The sequence below is a fragment of the Serratia sp. CY31944 genome (assembly GCF_052169175.1).
Taxonomy (GTDB): domain Bacteria; phylum Pseudomonadota; class Gammaproteobacteria; order Enterobacterales; family Enterobacteriaceae; genus Serratia; species Serratia sarumanii.
This window is the reverse complement of record NZ_JBJNLG010000004.1, coordinates 17,095-33,676: the sequence shown is the minus strand read 5'-3', so window position 1 is coordinate 33,676 and position 16,582 is coordinate 17,095. Positions and strand designations below refer to the sequence as shown.

Below are 16,582 nucleotides of genomic sequence, written 5' to 3'. Positions count from 1 at the left end.
GTGGCCTTCCTTTTTAGTTTAGCAACGCTTATTGCGCCATGCCGAGATCGATCACCATGCGACCGCGAATGGTGCCCGCCTTCATCTCGTCGAAGATGGCGTTGATGTCGCCCAATGGCCGTTTGGTCACTTTCGGCGTCACTTTGCCTTCGGCGGCGAACTGGAACGCCTCTTTCAGATCTTCGCGCGTGCCCACCAGCGAACCCACCACCTGAATGCCGTCCAGCACCAGCCGCGGAATGCTCAGATCCATGCTCTCCGGCGGCAGCCCCACCGCCACCACTTTACCGCCGGCGCGCACCGCATTGACCGCCGAGTTGAAGGCCGCTTTCGCCACCGCCGTCACCACCGCCGCGTGAGCGCCGCCGGTTTGCTGTTGAATGATCTCCTCGGCGTTTTGCGTTTTGGAGTTGATGGCCAGATCGGCGCCGATCTGTTTGGCGAACTCCAGCTGGCCGTCGTTGACGTCGATGGCGATCACTTTGGCGTTAAACACGTTCTTGGCGTACTGCAGCGCCAGGTTGCCCAGCCCGCCCAGGCCATAGATGGCGATCCACTGCCCCGGCTTGATATCGGAAATTTTCACCGCCTTGTAGGTGGTGACGCCGGCGCAGGTGATGCTGCTGGCGGCGAAAGAATCGAGCCCGTCCGGCACTTTCACCGCGTAGTCCGCCACCACGATGCACTCTTCCGCCATGCCGCCGTCAACGCTGTAGCCGGCGTTTTTCACCGAACGGCACAGGGTTTCGTTGCCGCTGACGCAGTATTCGCAATGGCCGCAACCCTGGTAAAACCAGGCGACGCTGGCGCGGTCACCCACTTTTAGCGAGGTGACGCCCTCACCGACGGCGGAGACCACGCCGATGCCCTCATGCCCCAACGTAATGCCCGGCACCTCGCCGAAATCGCCGTTTTTCACGTGCAAATCGGTGTGGCACACCCCGCAACACTCCATTTTCAACGCCGCTTCGCCGTGCTTCAGCGGGCGCAGCACTTTATCCTGAATGTCTACGGTATGGTTTTTCGTCACTACGGCAGCTTTCATGGTGTTTTCCTTAGCAGAGTGGGAAGTACAGTTGTTAATGTAGTGACTGTATTCGGTGAGGGCAAGCGCCGCATGATTTGTGTAAAAACAAATAATTAAATATGAACCAGCATGATTATTTCATAAAAAACAATTAACAGACGGCGCGATCTCATTCGCATTGACCGCAGCGGCGGCGAACGATCGCGCACCTCTGGCTTGATTCACCGCTTAAATCGATTCACGGGAATTTTCAGGTAGCGTTGCCCATCGTCTTCGCAGTCAGGCAACACGCCGCCGCGAATATTGACCTGCAGCGCCATCAGCATGAGTTCCGGGTGCGGCAGCGTGGCGTCCCGCTGCTTTCTTTGCGCAATAAAGCGGGATTTATCCATGTTGACCACCCAGGGATTGTTCTCGCGCTGCTCTCTCACGGTGCTTTCCCAGCGGGCCTCACGCCCCGCCGGGCGGTAATCATGGCCGGTAAACAGGCGGGTATCCCCCGGCAGGCTCAAGATCCGCTGCAATGACTCCCACAAGGTTTCCGCATTGCCGCCAGGAAAATCGGCCCTTGCGGTACCGCTGTCCGGCATGAAGAACGTATCGTGGATAAACGCCGCATCCGCAATGTAATAAGTGACGGACGCCAGCGTGTGCCCGGGAGACAGCAGGACTTCAGCGCGCAGGTTGCCGATAAAAAAGACGTCGCCGTCCGCGAACAGCGCATCCCAGACGGTATTGGCCGCAGGCAGGTCTTTTAAATTATAGATCTCTTCCCACAGCCCCTGAACGGCGGTAATTTTTTCACCGATGCCGGTGAAGGCGCCGGTTTTCTGCGCCAGCCAGGTGGCGGCCGAAAAATGGTCGGCGTGCGGGTGCGTATCCAGCACCCAGGCCACTCCCCACCCCCGTTGATGGATAAAATTCAGGATATCGTTGGCCTGTTGATGCGAGACCGTGCCCGATCGGCGGTCAAAATCCAGCACCGGATCGATAATCGCACAGCGGCGCGCCTCGGGATCGGCAACCACATACTGCAGGCTGCCGCTTTCCGGCTCATAAAACGCGTGAACTTCCGCCGTGGCCCGCACGGACTGATGCTTGTAGTACCAGCTGAGCGCCTTATCGGCGTCCGCGCCGTATTCGTCGCATTGGAGGCGAAACTGCGCCTCATCTATCTGACCTTCGCGCAGCGCATACAGCAGGGAAAGGCAGGCAGAGCGAGCCCCGCTTCTGCAGTGCGCCAGGGTTTTCTTGCCTTGCCGCAACAGAAACTGGAAGGTGTAAACGGTCTCCCAGGTCAGCGTATCGAACGTATAAGGGAGATAGACGTAGCGCATTCCCCCTTGTTCAGCCAACGCTTTCTCTTGCTGATGGTCAAGATACTCCCCCGGCTCCTCATCCGGCCGATTGTTGACGATAAGGCGGTAGCCCTGTTGAGACAGCGCCTTGAAATCACTCGCTTCGGGCGCGCCCGAAAAGGAGAGTTGAGGGTGGTAAGTGCGGATGCGCATGTTTTTTTCCTTCCGTTTCATAGGCTTTTAAATAACATATACAGAGCCAGCGCCAGGAGCATGAGGGCATAGAGCACGTTGATAATGCCCTCGCGTTTTTTCAGGCGCTCGGCGAGTGCCACCCCCACCACGCCCCCCAGAACGCCGCCGACGATGAGCCAACACGTAATGGCGAGCGACACCTTTCCGGACATGGCGTAGCTGGCGCTGGTCGATAGCCCCATGGCCGCCACGACCACCAGTGAGGTTGCCACCGCCTCAACCATCGAGAAGCGAAAAAACCAGACCAGCGCCGGCACAACCAAAAATCCGCCGCCAATGCCCAGAAAGCCCGCCAGCCCGCCCAGCGCGAGAACGCTGGGCCATACGATGGCGGGATGAACGGCAGAATGGGAGGACGGCAAGGGGTTGCCGGCAAGGGGATTTCTTTTCAGCGTCAATCCGGCGACCACCAGCATCAACAGGGAGAAAGGCAGGGTTATGTAGTGTCCGTCCGTGATTTTTCCCATCTGAGAGCCGGCCAGCGCCCCCATGACGGCGAGCAGCGAAACGACAAGCCCGGTCTGCCACCTGACGTTGCCTTTGGAGGCGTGCGCGGCCAGGTTGATCAGCGCGTTAATGGCCACAGACATGGCGCTGGTCCCTATAATCAAATGCGTATCCGGCACTTTCACCATATACAGCAATAATGGCACGCAGACGATTGAGCCGCCGCCGCCGGTCAGGGCCAGGAGAAATCCCACAATTCCCCCGGTGACCACTAACAGCATCACGATATAAAAACTGAAATGGAAAAAATCCACTGCGTTAATCCCTTAATGATGCTCATGCCATTTATTAACGATCAGTTCACCGGCAATGTCAAATAACTTATTTCTATTTGTTATTACATATAGCAAAATGGAATATGTGATTTTTTATATAACCACAAGTTCTATGAATTCGCTTTTAATCTGGGCGACAACCTCCTACTTTCTTATGAAAGGAGGCCTGCATGAAACCAGAGAAAATAAACACCCAGAAAAGCGTCGTTATTATTGGCGGCGGCTCATCCGGAATAGGTATCGCGGCAAGCATAAGGAAGCGAGTTAAAGACATCGATATAACGGTCGTGGAGCCTAACGGCTGTCATTATTATCAACCTGCATGGACTCTGGTGGGCGGCGGGCTCTTTGATATCACGAAAACACGGCGCTCCATGCATGCCGTTCTGCCCTCAGGCACCGCATGGATACAGGATAGCGTGGTCAGGGTTGAGCCCAGTCAAAAGTACATCGAGACACGCCAGGGGCAGAAAATAAACTATGACTTTCTTATTGTTGCATGCGGACTGATTTTACGCTGGGATAAAATAGAGGGCCTTGAAGAAACCCTGGGATTAAACGGCGTCACCTCTAATTATCGCTTTGATCTTGCCGAATATACCTGGCAACTGGTCCGCGAAATGAAAGGCGGCCAGGCGATATTTTCTCAGCCGCCGCTCCCCATCAAATGCGCCGGCGCACCGCAAAAAGCCTTGTATCTTTCATGCGACCACTGGCGTCGCCAAGGCATCCTGAATAATATTAACGTCAATTTCTGCCTTGCGGGCGCGGCAGTTTTCGGCATTCCGCAATTTGTCCCCCCGCTGACCGAGTATTTGGGAAAATACCGAGCACAGGTCAACTTCAATCATCATTTGATCCGTGTTGATGGCGAGAAGCGGCAAGCGACATTTGCCGTAGAGACAAATGAAGAAGGAAAACGCGAGTTAACTCTGCCCTTCGATATGCTCCACGTGGTGCCGCCCCAATCGGCCCCGGCGTTTATTTCGCAAAGCGGCCTCGCTGATGGTGCCGGCTGGTGCGATGTGGATAAATCGACGCTGCAGCATAAGCATTGGCCGGATATTTTTGCGGTAGGCGACTGTTGCTCGACGCCAAACGCCAAAACCCTGGCGGCAGCCCGCAAGCAGGTGGTGGTGGCGGCTGAAAACGTCGCGGCGCTGATTCAGGGCGCGCCTCTCACTGCCCATTATGATGGTTATGGTTCCTGTCCATTGACGGTTGAGAAAGGCAAAGTTGTGCTGGCGGAATTTGGCTATGACGGTAAATTGCTGCCCACGTTTCCGCTGCTCGACGCCACCCAGCCCAGCCGTCTGGCCTGGTGGCTGAAAGCCTGGTTTTTACCCCGGTTTTATTGGGCAGGCATGCTGCGTGGTGTTGAATGGTTTGCCGGCAGCAAGCGGCCGTGACGCGCGCTCGGTCCCCCTCTCGTTCCTGCCGTTGCAGACGCTTGACTATTTGGCGAGACGAGGCCACCATCGTTTGCAGGTTCCTCAGGCTGATTGCAAGCCGTTACCACTACCGGTCGATCATCGATGAAAAATGCCCCCGCCGTTACGATCCACTACTGTTCACAATGCAACTGGCTGCTGCGCGCCGGCTGGATGGCGCAAGAGCTGCTGAACACCTTCGGCGACGATCTCGCCTCCGTCACCCTGATGCCGGGCACCGGCGGGGTCTATCAAATCAGCGTCGATGGCGTAATGATTTGGGATCGCAAGATTGACGGCGGTTTCCCCGATGCGGCGCAGTTAAAGCAACGGCTGCGCGATCACAGCTTCCCCGATCGCTCTCTCGGCCACAGCGACGGTAAAAAAGCCCGGCACTGAAAATCGGGCGGTAAGCACGGCTTCAGCTTAACGCATAGCTGGCCGCCATCACGACGCCGTTCATGGTCATATGCAGCCCGATGGGCAAATAGATCCCTTTGGATCTCACTCGGGCGGCCGTCAACACCAGCGAGATGAGCACCAGAGCTGCCAATGTGCGCCAATCGGTGTACTGGGTATGCAAAACGGCAAAGATGACAGACACCGTTAACGCGACCCAAAGCACCTTATCGTTAAACCAATACATCAGCGCGTTAAACAGACAGCCGCGAAATACGATCTCTTCATAAATGGGGACCACGAAAACCAACAAAGCGGCATTGAGCGCCAAAATTTCGCCAGGTAATGCCACCTGCTCCGTCACCCAGGTTTCCGTTTTCTCCACGCCCATCAAACGCGGGAAAATAAACTGAATCACCAACAGCGCGAACAGCAGCAGCGCAAAATCGCTGCGTTTAACCTCGCCTTTGCCCAATCCTTCTCTGCGGCGGAAAAAGAGCAGGTATAACGAAAAGATAGCGATGAACTCCATTCCATACAGCAGCGGCAGCAATAGCCCTTGTCGCATCAAGGCGGCTCTGTTCTCAAGGAGCAGCGGAATAAACGTAATCAGGAACATCAGCAAAAACATGGAAAAGCAGCCGTTGACGGCTCGCGTTCTCGCGATAAACGCATTGTCGACCATATAACCATCCTTAGTTTTGAGCAGCGATTGACGGAACAGCAGCAAGGCAAGATATCGCGGCAGTTTATCCCCATGCGATATCATTGTCATGAACCCGTTCGAAGCGAACGTCCATTCGCAAATTTCTCCAAGCCATTGGCACGCGGTTGATTTCGCCCGGGTCTCCTGAGTTATACTGAGCGCTCTTTTAGCCACGTAATTAATAAATTTTTATGATTGAACGCTTGCTCGAAAACACGATGTACGCCTCCCGTTGGCTGCTCGCACCGGTTTATGTCGGCCTTTCACTGGCTCTGGTCGCCCTGTCGATCAAGTTTTTTCAGGAGATCCTGCACGTCCTGCCCAACATTTTTTCTATCGCCGAAGCCGATCTGATCCTGACCCTGCTGTCGCTGGTCGACATGGCGCTGGTGGGCGGGCTGTTGGTGATGGTGATGTTCTCTGGGTATGAAAACTTCGTCTCGCAGTTGGATATCACCGAAGGGAAAGAAAAGCTGAGCTGGCTGGGCAAAATGGATGCCACCTCGCTGAAAAACAAAGTTGCTGCGTCTATCGTTGCCATCTCCTCCATTCACCTGCTGCGGGTGTTTATGGACGCCAAGAACGTGCCGGACAACAAGCTGATGTGGTATGTGATCATCCACCTTACCTTTGTGCTGTCCGCCTTCGTGATGGGCTACCTGGATAAAGTGACCCGCTCCAAGCACTAAACGCGCTGCCACACCCGATCGCCAGGATCGGGTGCCTCCCTCTCGCTCCTCTCTTCGCCTGTTTCTGCGCCGTCGTTTTTTTCATCTGGCACATCTGATGATAATTTTATTATAATGTTATTACACTCATCATGGACTGAACGCCGGCGCTCGCACCGGTTTCGCCGCAGACAGGATCACGCCCCCCATGCCATTGACTGGTCACCCCCTGCAATTCAACGATATTCAGGCGATTTTGCCTCATCGTTATCCCTGCCTGCTGGTCGATCGCGTGCTGCCCGCCGGCACCTGCATTGCCGAAGGGCGGCTGAGCGCCATCAAGAACATCACCGCCAATGAGCCGACGTTCTGGAACGGCCACGCGCACTTCGCCGGATTTCCCGGCGTGCTGTTGGTGGAAGCGCTGGCGCAAAGCACCGGTCTGCTGGCCCACTACTATCTCGGGGCGCTGAATGAGGGGGAGCATTACTATTTCGCCGCCATTCAGCGCGCGCGGTTTTATCGCGCCGCCCGCCCCGGGGACCAGGTGCTGATGGAGGTCGCTTTTGTTCGTCGGCGCGGGGCGATCGCCCGCTTTACCGGCCGCGCCAGCATCGATGGCCGGCGCATTTGCACCGCCGATTTCATGTGCGCCCGTAAATAGGCCGCTTGCCAAAGGAGCCCTGCGAATACCATGTCTCTGGTTGACAGCTTACTCAGAACCCTCGATTTCTCTCCGCGCGGCCAGGTGATCGCTCGCGAAGCCGACGCCTGGGGCGAAATCATCGTTTCCGATCACAAGGACTACCGCACGCTGCGGTTTGACGGCATCTGCGAACAGAGCAAGATGAGCCTCAGCAACCCCGCGCAGCCGATCCACAACTACATCAAAGCGATGCTGATGGCGGTGGCCTGGCAACCGCCGAGCTCGGCGTTGATTTTGGGGTTGGGCGGCGGCAGTCTGCTGCGCGCGTTGCACGCGCTCGATCCGGCGATGCGTCTGGACGTCGTCGAGCTGCGCGCTGCGGTGATCGCCGTCGCGCGCCGCTATTTTACGCTGCCGGCCACCGGCACCATCAGCCTGCGCACCGCCGACGCCATGGACTTCGTGCGCCCGCCCGTCGAGACGCGCTACGATCTGATCTTCTCCGATCTCTATTCGGCGTTCGCCATGGATCCGCAGCAAGGCACCCAGACCTTCCTGGAAAACTGCGCCGCGCGGCTGAACGACGGGGGCTGGCTGGTGCTCAATTACCACGATCTGCCTGACGAAAACAGCCTGCTGTACCACAGCCTGCAGCGAATATTCGGCACCGTACTGTTTTGCGTCGCCCCCAGCGGCAACGTGATCATTTACGCCACGCCGGCCCAGGTGACGCTGCCGCTGAGCGCGCTGCGCAGCCTGGCCGCCAGCAGCGGCGAGCTGTTCAACTGCGAACTCGGCTACCTGTCACGCAAAATAGAGCGGTTGCATTTCCGCTAAAGACGGGCGGCGGCGCGGTCTGGCTGGCCGCTTCGCCCACATGGTATTATCATTCAGTTATCATTCTCTGGAGGATCCTGATGGAAAAGAAAACGGCGCGGCTAACGGTGCTGATTGACCCGGACAAGAAGAAAGCCCTGGAGGAACTGTGCCTGCAGCAGGACGTCACCCCTTCCCAGGTGGTGCGCCAGCTGATCCGCGATTACCTGCATAAGCATCAGGTGGACTATCCCAGCCAACCGACTCACGCCAATCCGCGCGTCGAAAGCAATTGAGCGGCGGCCTGCCCCGCACACCGTGAAGCGCGCTTTGCCCCTGCGCGCGTCTCTAATCCGAATCCTCCGTTGCGGTCTGTCCATTCGGCAATATCGCTGCTACTGTTTTATGCGTTCATACTCTCTCTTCGGAAAGGAAGCGCCATGTTCAGCCATATTACCGTCGGCGTCAGCGATCTGGACGCCGCCGCCGCCTTCTACGACGCCATCCTGTTGCCGCTGGGGTTACAGCGGCGGGAAGTGACGCCGGACGGCGGCCCCGCCGCCCGCTGCTGGGTGATGCCGGGCCAAACGCTGCCGCGTTTCTATGCTTACCAACCCTTCGACGGGCAACCCGCCAGCGCCGGTAACGGCAGCATGCTGGCCTTTCTCGCCGCCGATGAGCTGGAAGTCAAACGCGCTTACGCCGCCGGCCTGCTGGCGGGCGGCAGCGGTGAAGGCGAGCCCGGCGAACGCGCGCATTACGGCAAGGGCTATTTCGGCGCTTACCTGCGCGATCCCGACGGCAACAAGGTCCATGTGGTGTACCGGGGCGATCTCGCCTGATGAAATGTTCGGTTCATATCGCCACCGGCGTAGACGGATTCATCGCCGACGCGGGCGGCGGCGGCCGAAGGCGATGAGCAGCGCCGCTAACGCCAACAGCGCCGCCACGCCGTAGGTCACCTGCATGCCGTAAGCCACGGCGGCAGCGGCGCCCGCCACCCGCTGCGAAGCCAGATAAAACAGCGCCCCCATCGCCGAAGCGCCGGTGATCGCCCCAAGATTGCGCGCCAGGTTCACCATGCCGGCGATCAGCCCGCGCCGTTCGGGAAACAGATCCTTCATCAGCATGGTGTTGTTTGCCACCTGAAACAGCGCATAGCCGGCGGTCAGCAGCGCGATGGGGCCAACATAGCCGAGCACGCCCCAGCGGTTAAGCAGCGACAGCAACGCGGCCCCGGCGGCCACCGCCGCCAGCCCAAACTGGCCAATGCGCTGCGATCCGAAACGATCCACCAGATAACCGGCCGGAATGCCGGTCAGGATCGCCACCGCCGGCCCCGCCGACATCACCAGCCCGACCTGCGCTGCGCTTAGCCCCAGCGCGCGCGACAGGTAGAACGGCCCGACCACCAGCGTGGCGGTCATGACCGTCATCACCAGCGCGCTGGCCGCCAGCCCCGCCGTCAGGGCCGGATGGCGGAACATCGCCGGCGCCAACAGCGGCGATGCGGCGCGGCGTTCCACGCCGATGAACAGCGCCCCCGCCAACAGCGCCCCCAGCATCAACGCCAGGTTGAGCGCACCGAAGTTGCCGCGCCCAAGGGTCATCGCCAGCGAATAGCAGAGCAATGCGCCGCCCAGCAGCAGCGTACCGGCGCGATCGAACGGTTCCTGGCGCGCTGCCGCGCGCGGCCCATTCGGCAGGTATCGCCAGGCAAGCCACAGCGCCAGCAGCCCCAGCGGCAGATTGATAAGAAACATCGCCCGCCAGCCGAAACCGGCGATCAGCGCGCCGCCCAACGACGGCCCCAGCGCGGTGCCCACTGCCGACATCGTGCCGAGCAGACCCATCGCGCGGCCGATTTTATCCGTGCCCAGCGCCTCGCCCGCCAGCGCCATGGCGATCGACATCATGACCGCGCCCCCCAGCCCCTGCGCCATGCGCGCCGCCAACAGCAGCCAAAGCTGCGGGGCCAGCGCACAAGCGAGCGAAGCGGCGGTAAACAGCGCGATGCCCGCCAGCAGCAGGCGGCGGCGATTAAGGCTGTCGCCGAGGCGGCCGATGCCGATGATGCAGGTGGTGACGGCCAGTAAATAACAGAGCAATACCCATTGCACCGCCTGGAACGAAGCATGGAACGCGGCGGCGAGCGCCGGCAGCCCGACGTTGGCGATGCTGATGCCGAGCGATGACAGCAGCATGCTCAGAGACAGTGCGGCCAATATGCCGCGGACGCCCTGCGGCGAAGGATGGGATAACATGATAAACACTCCTGACATAGACTGAGGATTAGCCTATGTCAGGGGTTGGAATGGCGGAAGACGCACGGCATGCACTGTATCCATGCGTCTTCCGCCTTATCTGACGCGAGCCGTTACCAGGCGGCGATCTCCGCCTCGGTGAGCGGCAGGGTTTGGGTGACGCCGGTTTCCGCCGCCAGGGTGGCCGCCTCCAGCACCGCCATCACCGCCAGCGCCTGCGCAGCGGTAACCGGATTGCTGCCGGCGCCGCGCAGGGCGTCGCGTACCTGGAAGTAATACTGGCGCTGATCGCCATCCGGCGTCGGCAGCGTGCGCACCGGCTCCGTGCCGATAAACAGGCTCATCGCGTCGTCGTCTTTGCCCCACTCCGCCGAGCCCGGCGTCACGCCGGCCAGCAGTTGGCTCTCCTGCCCGTCGGCGCGCGTTTTGACCACGCTGCCTTTCTCGCCGTGCACGGTAAAGCGCGCCACGCCGCCCGCCACCAGCATGCTGCCGTGCAGGATCACGCGGTGCGTCGGGTAGTTGAGCACCACGTGGGCCCAGTCGTTAACCTGCGCGTTGGGGCGCAGCGTGGCGATGTTGGCCTGCACGCTGTGCGGCAAACCGAACAGCTGCAGCGCCTGATCGACCATGTGCGGCCCCAGATCAAACCACAGCCCGCTGCCCGGCAGGTTCTGCTCGCGCCAGCGCACCCGCACTTCGGGGCGGTAACGATCGATGTGCGACTCAAAGTGCGTCACCTTGCCGATCAGCCCCTGTTCGATCACCTGCTTCACCCCCAGGTAGTCGCTGTCCCAGCGGCGGTTCTGGAACACCGACAGCAGGCGATCGTGTTTTTCCGCCGCCGCAATCAGCGTGCGCGCCTGCGCCAAGTCCAGCGTAAAGGGCTTATCCACCACCACGTGCTTGCCCGCCTCCAGCGCGGCCAGCGCCAGCGGCGCATGGGTGTCATTCGGCGACGCGATCACCACCAAATCCACCTCCGGCCGGCGGATGGCCTCCAGCGGATCGGCTATCACCTGCGCGTGCGGCAGATCGGCATGCACCTTGGCGGCATCGCGCGAAGCCACCACGCTCAGTTCCAGCCCCGGCACCGCGTTAATCAGCGGCGCGTGAAACGCCTTGCCGACAAAGCCGTAGCCAATCAGCGCCACCTGCAACGGTCGAGCGGTATCGTTCATCAGTGTTCTCCTCTAGCGGTCGTCGGCGACGACACAAAGTTCAATCAGTGACTGTTCGTCCAGGTTGTCCCACGGGCGATCGGTAAACAGCCGTTGGATCTGCGCCAGATCCGCAACGTGATGCGGTTCGCAGCGATCCAGCTTCATATGGTCGGCCACCAGCCAGCGCTCACCGCTGTTGGCCAGCATGGCGCGTTTGACCTCTGCATCGGCCTCGTCGCCGGCGCTCAGCCCCAGCTGCGCATGCACCGCACAGGCGCCCAGCAAGGCGATATCCGCGCGGTAGCGTTCCAGCAACGCCAGGGTGGCGCTGCCGGCGAACAGCCGCTGGCGCGCATCCCACTGGCCGCCGAGCAGAATCAGGTTGATCTCCGGCCTGTCGCTCAGGCACTGCGCGATATCCAGCGAAGCGGTGATCACCGTGGCCGGCCCGCGCAGCGCCTGCGCCACCGCCAGCAGCGTGCTGCCCGCATCCAGCATCAGGGTGCTGCCGGGCGGGATCTGCGCGGCCACCGCGCGGCCGAGCCGCTGCTTGACCTGCGGCAACAGCGCCGCGCGCGCCTGGCGCGGCATGCCGGACGGTTCGAGCGCGATCGCCCCGCCGTGATGTTTCTGCGCCAACCCTTGCCGCTCGAGATCGGCCAGATCGCGGCGCACGGTATCGACCGAAACGCCGATGGCGCCGGCCAATTCCGCCACCGCCGCCTGCCCGCGTTCGCTGAGCAAATCCAATAAATGGCGCTGTCGTGCCGCTTTGTGCATGGGTTTATTCCGCAGTAAAAAGCATAAAACAGCAATATACAGCAGAAAACAGCATCAGAGAAGCCGCAATGATGCGCACCGAAGATCAAACATCTTTTCGCCTGCGGGACGACGATGAGGGCATAACGCATAACAATCAGGAGAGGTGATGAGCATCGATCTGACGTTTACAGACCTGAGCGTGCGCGCCGTGCAATACAACGCCCGCGCTTCGGTGGAAGATTTTGACGCCTGCATGGCGGAATACGCCGCGCTGGCCCAGCGTGCCAGGGCGCAGACGCCGGGCATTTACGATCTGCGCTACGGCATGAGCGCCGCCGAGCGCCTCGATCTGTTCCCGGCCAGCGCACAGCCCGCCCCGCTGCTGATCTTTATTCATGGCGGCTACTGGCATTCACAGCGTAAAGAGGAAGCCTGCTCGATGGCCGCCGCGTTTGCCCGCCGCGGCGTGGCGGTCGCCACGCTGGAATATACGCTGGCGCCGGAAGCGACGCTGGCGGAGATCGTGCACGAGGTGCGCAGCGCCGTCGCCTGGCTCTATCATCACGGGGCGCCCTTCGGCATCGATCCGGCGCGCATTTTCGTCAGCGGCAGTTCGGCCGGCGGCCACCTGTGCGGCATGCTGATCGCCGACGGCTGGCAGCAACGCTATCGCCTGCCGCCCGACGCGATCAAAGGCGCGCTGGCGCTGAGCGGCCTCTACGATCTGCGGCCGCTGTGCGATATCTATATCAACGACTGGCTGCACCTGACGCCCGAACAGGCGCAAGCCCTCAGCCCGCTGTTTTTGCTGCCGGCGAAAGAACATGCGCCGCAGATCCTGCTCGACGTCGGCCAGCGGGAAACCCAAGGCTTCAAAAACCAGACGCAGGCCTATTATGACGCCTGCCTGGCGCGCGGCCTCGACGTCCAGCTGCTGGCCGATCGCCACTGCAATCACTTTACGCTGGTCAACGAGCTGGCCGATGCGGAAAGCGCGATGTTTCGGCAGGTGATGGCGATGATTGACGCAACGCAACCGTAGCCTGCCGTTGCAGCCACAGCCTGGCGGCGATCGCGATCGCCGCCAGTGCGGCAAACATGGCCCCGCACAGCAGGCTGCCCTGTAGCCCCCAGGCAGCGATAAACCAGCCGCCCACCAGCGACCCCACCGCCACGCCCAGATTGATAAAGGCGATATACAGCCCGGTGGCGAACGCCGGCGCCTGCGGCGCTTCGGAGGTCAGCCAGATCTGCGTCACGATCAAACCGCTGGTGTGCGCCGCCCCCCAGTACAGACAAAGCGCCGTCATTGAACCGATATTCGCGCTGCCGTAGCGATACAGCAGCGCATAGGCCGCCATCAAGGCTATCGGGTGCAGCAACACCGTCACCGCACGATGACGGCTCAACCCCTTGCCGGCCAACAGGTTGCCCGCGACACCGCCCACACCGAACGCCACCAGAAGCAAGCCGATGGCGCCGCCGCTGAGGCCGATTTCACGGCTGAGGTACTCGGCCGCGTAAGCGTAGACGGCAAACATGGCGGCAAAGATCAGCACGCAGGTGGTGATATTCAGCCACAGCGTGCCGCTGCGCAGGATGGCCAACTGCTTGCCATAGCTGAGGCGCTGCACGGCCGCATCAGGCAAGCGCCACAGCAATCCCAGCGCCGCCAGCAGGTTGACCAGCGCGCAAAATCGGAACGACGCCTCGTAACTGAACTGCCCGGCGATCCATTGCGTCAACGGTATCCCCAACACCATGCCCATGCTGGTGCCGATAAACGCATAAGCGGTTGCTTTGGTAGCCAGATGCGGCGGATAAAGCGCCGCGGCCGCCACCATCGCCAGTGAAAAGTAGATCGGATGAAACAACGCCGGCAAAATGCGCAGCAGCATGAGCATGGCAAAGCTGTCCGCCTGAGCGGCCAGCGCGCTGGCTGCCGCAAACACGGCCAACGCGATCAACAGCATGCGTTTGCGATTAAACCGCGATGCCAGCAGCACCAACAGCGGCCCGAACAGCGCAATGGTCAGGGCGAAGACCCCAACCAGCCAGCCGGCCTGCGCCGTGGAGATGCCATAGCGCGCGATGATCTGCGGCAAGATACCCACTACGCCAAACTCGATGCAGTAAACGCCGAACAGCCCCAGCGCGATGAAGAAAATCGGTGGCAACAGGCCCATCACATCGCTCCCGTCGCGGCATAAACCGCCTGACAAATCTCGCCGACAAAGGCGCCGGACATCCCCTCCAGCGCCGTGTTGGTAAACGCCACCACGCTGAGCTGCCGGGCCGGATCGACAAACCACGAGTGGCCATAGGTGCCGCCCATCCGCCAGCTGCCAACGGACTCCGGCGTTTGCGCGGCGACGGGATCTTTCAGCACGGTGATGCCCAGGCCAAACCCGCGCCCTGGCCAAAACGGCATCGGCAGATCGCCGATTTGGTTGGTGGTCAGCGCCGCCACCCAATCAGCCGGCAGCACCTGCCCGCCCCCCTGGCGCAACGTTTCCAGCAGGCGCAGGAAATCCTCCGCCGAACCGACCATGCCGGCGCCGCCGGAGGCGTACGCCTGCGGATCCAGCGCACGCGCCGGCGACAGATGAAAACCGGCGCTGCCGTCGATGAACGGTAAACGATCCGGCTGGCGCAGGCGGCGTGGCTCGCCGGCATGATCGGCGTATGCGGCCGCCAAACGCGCGGCGTCCACCGCCAGGAAATCGGTATCCGTCATCGCCAGCGGCCCGGTCACCCATTTTTTGACCGCCTGCGCCAGCGGCAGGCCGCTCGCCTGTTCAATAACCGCGCCCAACACATCGGTGGCGATGGAATAACGCCACGCCGCGCCGGGCGGAGCCAGCAACGGCGCGGAAGCGATACGCCGCACATTTTCCTGCAGGCTTACCGCCGCCTCATCCATGCCGTCGGAGACCGCCGACTGAGCGTAGAATCCCCCTTCCGGCTGGAAAAAACGGTAGCTTAATCCGGCGGTGTGGGTCATCAAATGCCATAGCGTCATCAACGGTTGGGTGCCGTCCGCCAGCCGCGGGCGAAAATTCGGCAGCCAACGCGTGATCGGATCGTCTAACCGCATGCCGCCTTGCGCCATCAGCGCCAACGCCGCCGTGGACACGATCGGTTTGGACACCGAAGCCAGCCGAAACAGCGTATTGCACGCCATCGGCTTGCCCGCTTCGCGATCCGCCATGCCCGCCGCGCGTCGATAAACGATCTCACCGCCCTGCGCCACCAAAACGACCGCGCCAACCAAGCGTTTTTCGCGCAAAGCTTTCTCTAGCGCGCCGTCGATCGCGTTGGTGGAGGATCCGTATTCACTCATCTTTATTGCTCCAGGTAGTCAGCCCATGCTGTCGCCACCGAGCATAGAGCGTGGTGATTAACGGAAAAACAGGCTAGATTTCCTTTCATAGCGGACATTCACGTCCGCAATGGGGCAAGCAATGGATAATCTGTCTGGGGTAAGCGTCTTTGTGCAGGCCGCGGAGACGCTGAGTTTCGTTGAGGCCGGGCGCGTGCTCGGCATTTCCGCTTCCGCGGTGGGGAAAAGCATCGCCCGCCTGGAAAACCGGCTGGGCGCGCGCCTGTTTCACCGCAGCACGCGCAGCATGACGCTGACCGCCGAAGGCCGGCTGTTTCTGCACCGCTGTCAGCGCATTATCGGGGAATTGGCGGCGGCGGAACGGGAAATCAGCGATACGCACAGCGCGCCGCGCGGCAAGCTGCGTGTCAGTTTGCCGCTGGTGGGCGGCCTGTTGAATCCGGTGCTGGCGGAATTTGTTCGGCGTTACCCGGAAATTGAGCTGGAAACCGATTTTTCCGACCGTCGAGTCGATGTCATCGAAGAAGGTTTTGATGCCGTGGTTCGCGTCGGCGAGACCGAAGACTCACGGCTGATGAGCCGCCAGCTGGGCACGTTTCATCTGCAGTTGGTGGCCTCGCCGGATTATTTGCGCCAGATGGGGATCCCGCATCAACCGGCGGAACTGCAAGGCCATGCCTGCCTGCTGTACAAATTTCCCTCGACCGGCAAAGTGGAGCCCTGGCCGATCGCCGGATGGGAAAAGCTGCTCGCCGAGGGGATCAACGCCCGGCTGGTCTGCAATACCGTCGATACCCTGATTTACCTGGCGGAAAGCGGCCAGGGCATCGCCTGTTTGCCGGATTTTGCCGTAAAGCGCGCACGGGAACAGGGGCGATTGCAACCGATCTTGTCTGAGCATTGCCACCACACCGGCAGCTTTAAAGTCCTCTGGCCTTCCAGCAAACACCTGACGCCAAAACTCAGGGTGTTTATCGATACGCTGAGCGCCCGGCTTTTTCGGGACTAGAGACGGTATACGCG

General features: G+C 60.7%; 18 protein-coding genes. 9 read left to right on the top strand and 9 right to left on the bottom strand.

What is annotated here, in order from left to right:
* Nucleotides 1–28 precede the first annotated feature (28 nt).
* The 3 genes from adhP to ACJ8IN_RS05785 form a co-directional block, all read right to left on the bottom strand.
* Nucleotides 29–1,045: an alcohol dehydrogenase AdhP gene (gene adhP, locus ACJ8IN_RS05795; protein WP_060420668.1), complete on the bottom strand. Its 1,017-nt coding sequence runs from the start codon at nucleotides 1,043–1,045 to the stop codon at nucleotides 29–31.
* 203 nt (nucleotides 1,046–1,248) lie between these two features.
* The gene (blh, locus tag ACJ8IN_RS05790; RefSeq protein ID WP_060421162.1) at nucleotides 1,249–2,538 is read right to left on the bottom strand and encodes a bifunctional sulfur transferase/dioxygenase Blh; all 1,290 of its coding nucleotides are present in this window, start codon (nucleotides 2,536–2,538) and stop codon (nucleotides 1,249–1,251) included.
* 17 nt (nucleotides 2,539–2,555) lie between these two features.
* Nucleotides 2,556–3,341, bottom strand: coding sequence for a sulfite exporter TauE/SafE family protein (locus tag ACJ8IN_RS05785; RefSeq protein WP_077791463.1), 786 nt, complete (start codon nucleotides 3,339–3,341; stop codon nucleotides 2,556–2,558).
* Between the two features lie 191 nt (nucleotides 3,342–3,532).
* On the opposite strand from ACJ8IN_RS05785, the gene ACJ8IN_RS05780 reads away from it, so the two are divergent.
* Together ACJ8IN_RS05780 and ACJ8IN_RS05775 are read left to right on the top strand one after the other, a co-directional pair.
* Complete coding sequence (locus ACJ8IN_RS05780; protein WP_060420665.1) at nucleotides 3,533–4,771, top strand: NAD(P)/FAD-dependent oxidoreductase; 1,239 nt, start codon at nucleotides 3,533–3,535, stop codon at nucleotides 4,769–4,771.
* A 126-nt stretch (nucleotides 4,772–4,897) separates the two neighbouring features.
* Nucleotides 4,898–5,191 (top strand): SelT/SelW/SelH family protein, encoded by a 294-nt coding sequence (locus ACJ8IN_RS05775; RefSeq protein WP_004928553.1) that lies wholly within the window; start codon nucleotides 4,898–4,900, stop codon nucleotides 5,189–5,191.
* 22 nt (nucleotides 5,192–5,213) lie between these two features.
* On the opposite strand, the gene ACJ8IN_RS05770 is transcribed toward ACJ8IN_RS05775, so the two are convergent.
* Nucleotides 5,214–5,876: a CPBP family intramembrane glutamic endopeptidase gene (locus ACJ8IN_RS05770; protein WP_060421159.1), complete on the bottom strand. Its 663-nt coding sequence runs from the start codon at nucleotides 5,874–5,876 to the stop codon at nucleotides 5,214–5,216.
* Nucleotides 5,877–6,091: 215 nt separating this feature from the next.
* On the opposite strand from ACJ8IN_RS05770, the gene ACJ8IN_RS05765 reads away from it, so the two are divergent.
* The 5 genes from ACJ8IN_RS05765 (at nucleotide 6,092) to ACJ8IN_RS05745 (ending at nucleotide 8,869) form a co-directional block, all read left to right on the top strand.
* The gene (locus ACJ8IN_RS05765; RefSeq protein ID WP_033648490.1) at nucleotides 6,092–6,586 is read left to right on the top strand and encodes a TIGR00645 family protein; all 495 of its coding nucleotides are present in this window, start codon (nucleotides 6,092–6,094) and stop codon (nucleotides 6,584–6,586) included.
* Nucleotides 6,587–6,773: 187 nt separating this feature from the next.
* Nucleotides 6,774–7,229, top strand: a complete 456-nt coding sequence (gene fabZ / locus ACJ8IN_RS05760; RefSeq protein ID WP_033648284.1) for a 3-hydroxyacyl-ACP dehydratase FabZ — start codon at nucleotides 6,774–6,776, stop codon at nucleotides 7,227–7,229.
* A gap of 30 nt (nucleotides 7,230–7,259) precedes the next feature.
* Entirely contained in the window at nucleotides 7,260–8,048 is a 789-nt protein-coding gene (locus tag ACJ8IN_RS05755; RefSeq protein WP_060428331.1) for a spermidine synthase, read from the top strand.
* 80 nt (nucleotides 8,049–8,128) lie between these two features.
* Nucleotides 8,129–8,323, top strand: a complete 195-nt coding sequence (locus ACJ8IN_RS05750; RefSeq protein ID WP_004928567.1) for a ribbon-helix-helix protein, CopG family — start codon at nucleotides 8,129–8,131, stop codon at nucleotides 8,321–8,323.
* 144 nt (nucleotides 8,324–8,467) lie between these two features.
* Nucleotides 8,468–8,869, top strand: coding sequence for a VOC family protein (locus ACJ8IN_RS05745; protein WP_033634513.1), 402 nt, complete (start codon nucleotides 8,468–8,470; stop codon nucleotides 8,867–8,869).
* Between the two features lie 39 nt (nucleotides 8,870–8,908).
* Here ACJ8IN_RS05745 and ACJ8IN_RS05740 read toward each other — a convergent pair whose 3' ends face one another.
* From ACJ8IN_RS05740 to ACJ8IN_RS05730, 3 genes are all read right to left on the bottom strand, one after another.
* Nucleotides 8,909–10,291 (bottom strand): MFS transporter, encoded by a 1,383-nt coding sequence (locus ACJ8IN_RS05740; RefSeq protein WP_060420658.1) that lies wholly within the window; start codon nucleotides 10,289–10,291, stop codon nucleotides 8,909–8,911.
* Between the two features lie 113 nt (nucleotides 10,292–10,404).
* Nucleotides 10,405–11,472 (bottom strand): oxidoreductase, encoded by a 1,068-nt coding sequence (locus ACJ8IN_RS05735; RefSeq protein ID WP_060420655.1) that lies wholly within the window; start codon nucleotides 11,470–11,472, stop codon nucleotides 10,405–10,407.
* A 12-nt stretch (nucleotides 11,473–11,484) separates the two neighbouring features.
* Complete coding sequence (locus tag ACJ8IN_RS05730; protein ID WP_033655028.1) at nucleotides 11,485–12,234, bottom strand: DeoR/GlpR family DNA-binding transcription regulator; 750 nt, start codon at nucleotides 12,232–12,234, stop codon at nucleotides 11,485–11,487.
* Nucleotides 12,235–12,382: 148 nt separating this feature from the next.
* On the opposite strand from ACJ8IN_RS05730, the gene ACJ8IN_RS05725 reads away from it, so the two are divergent.
* A complete protein-coding gene (locus ACJ8IN_RS05725; protein ID WP_060420652.1) occupies nucleotides 12,383–13,258 on the top strand; it encodes an alpha/beta hydrolase in 876 nt (291 codons plus the stop codon).
* Here ACJ8IN_RS05725 and ACJ8IN_RS05720 read toward each other — a convergent pair.
* Nucleotides 13,185–14,402, bottom strand: a complete 1,218-nt coding sequence (locus ACJ8IN_RS05720; protein ID WP_060420649.1) for an MFS transporter — start codon at nucleotides 14,400–14,402, stop codon at nucleotides 13,185–13,187. The two genes, ACJ8IN_RS05725 and ACJ8IN_RS05720, sit on opposite strands and share 74 nt — an antisense overlap.
* Nucleotides 14,402–15,559, bottom strand: coding sequence for a serine hydrolase domain-containing protein (locus ACJ8IN_RS05715; RefSeq protein ID WP_033655025.1), 1,158 nt, complete (start codon nucleotides 15,557–15,559; stop codon nucleotides 14,402–14,404). The genes ACJ8IN_RS05720 and ACJ8IN_RS05715 overlap by 1 nt, the downstream gene beginning before the upstream one ends.
* Nucleotides 15,560–15,680: 121 nt before the next feature.
* Here ACJ8IN_RS05715 and ACJ8IN_RS05710 point away from each other — a divergent pair, with 121 nt between their 5' ends.
* Nucleotides 15,681–16,568, top strand: coding sequence for a LysR family transcriptional regulator (locus tag ACJ8IN_RS05710; protein ID WP_060420646.1), 888 nt, complete (start codon nucleotides 15,681–15,683; stop codon nucleotides 16,566–16,568).
* Nucleotides 16,569–16,582 lie beyond the last annotated feature (14 nt).

Bases quoted from the DNA above. Each gene is read 5' to 3' on its own strand.
- ACJ8IN_RS05725 (WP_060420652.1), top strand. From the start codon at position 12,383: ATGAGCATCGATCTGACGTTTACAGACCTGAGCGTGCGCGCCGTGCAA.
- ACJ8IN_RS05770 (WP_060421159.1), bottom strand. From the start codon at position 5,876: ATGGTCGACAATGCGTTTATCGCGAGAACGCGAGCCGTCAACGGCTGC.
- ACJ8IN_RS05755 (WP_060428331.1), top strand. From the start codon at position 7,260: ATGTCTCTGGTTGACAGCTTACTCAGAACCCTCGATTTCTCTCCGCGC.
- ACJ8IN_RS05740 (WP_060420658.1), bottom strand. From the start codon at position 10,291: ATGTTATCCCATCCTTCGCCGCAGGGCGTCCGCGGCATATTGGCCGCA.
- ACJ8IN_RS05710 (WP_060420646.1), top strand. From the start codon at position 15,681: ATGGATAATCTGTCTGGGGTAAGCGTCTTTGTGCAGGCCGCGGAGACG.
- ACJ8IN_RS05720 (WP_060420649.1), bottom strand. From the start codon at position 14,402: ATGGGCCTGTTGCCACCGATTTTCTTCATCGCGCTGGGGCTGTTCGGC.
- ACJ8IN_RS05715 (WP_033655025.1), bottom strand. From the start codon at position 15,559: ATGAGTGAATACGGATCCTCCACCAACGCGATCGACGGCGCGCTAGAG.
- fabZ (WP_033648284.1), top strand. From the start codon at position 6,774: ATGCCATTGACTGGTCACCCCCTGCAATTCAACGATATTCAGGCGATT.
- ACJ8IN_RS05780 (WP_060420665.1), top strand. From the start codon at position 3,533: ATGAAACCAGAGAAAATAAACACCCAGAAAAGCGTCGTTATTATTGGC.
- blh (WP_060421162.1), bottom strand. From the start codon at position 2,538: ATGCGCATCCGCACTTACCACCCTCAACTCTCCTTTTCGGGCGCGCCC.
- ACJ8IN_RS05745 (WP_033634513.1), top strand. From the start codon at position 8,468: ATGTTCAGCCATATTACCGTCGGCGTCAGCGATCTGGACGCCGCCGCC.
- ACJ8IN_RS05750 (WP_004928567.1), top strand. From the start codon at position 8,129: ATGGAAAAGAAAACGGCGCGGCTAACGGTGCTGATTGACCCGGACAAG.
- adhP (WP_060420668.1), bottom strand. From the start codon at position 1,045: ATGAAAGCTGCCGTAGTGACGAAAAACCATACCGTAGACATTCAGGAT.
- ACJ8IN_RS05775 (WP_004928553.1), top strand. From the start codon at position 4,898: ATGAAAAATGCCCCCGCCGTTACGATCCACTACTGTTCACAATGCAAC.
- ACJ8IN_RS05730 (WP_033655028.1), bottom strand. From the start codon at position 12,234: ATGCACAAAGCGGCACGACAGCGCCATTTATTGGATTTGCTCAGCGAA.
- ACJ8IN_RS05735 (WP_060420655.1), bottom strand. From the start codon at position 11,472: ATGAACGATACCGCTCGACCGTTGCAGGTGGCGCTGATTGGCTACGGC.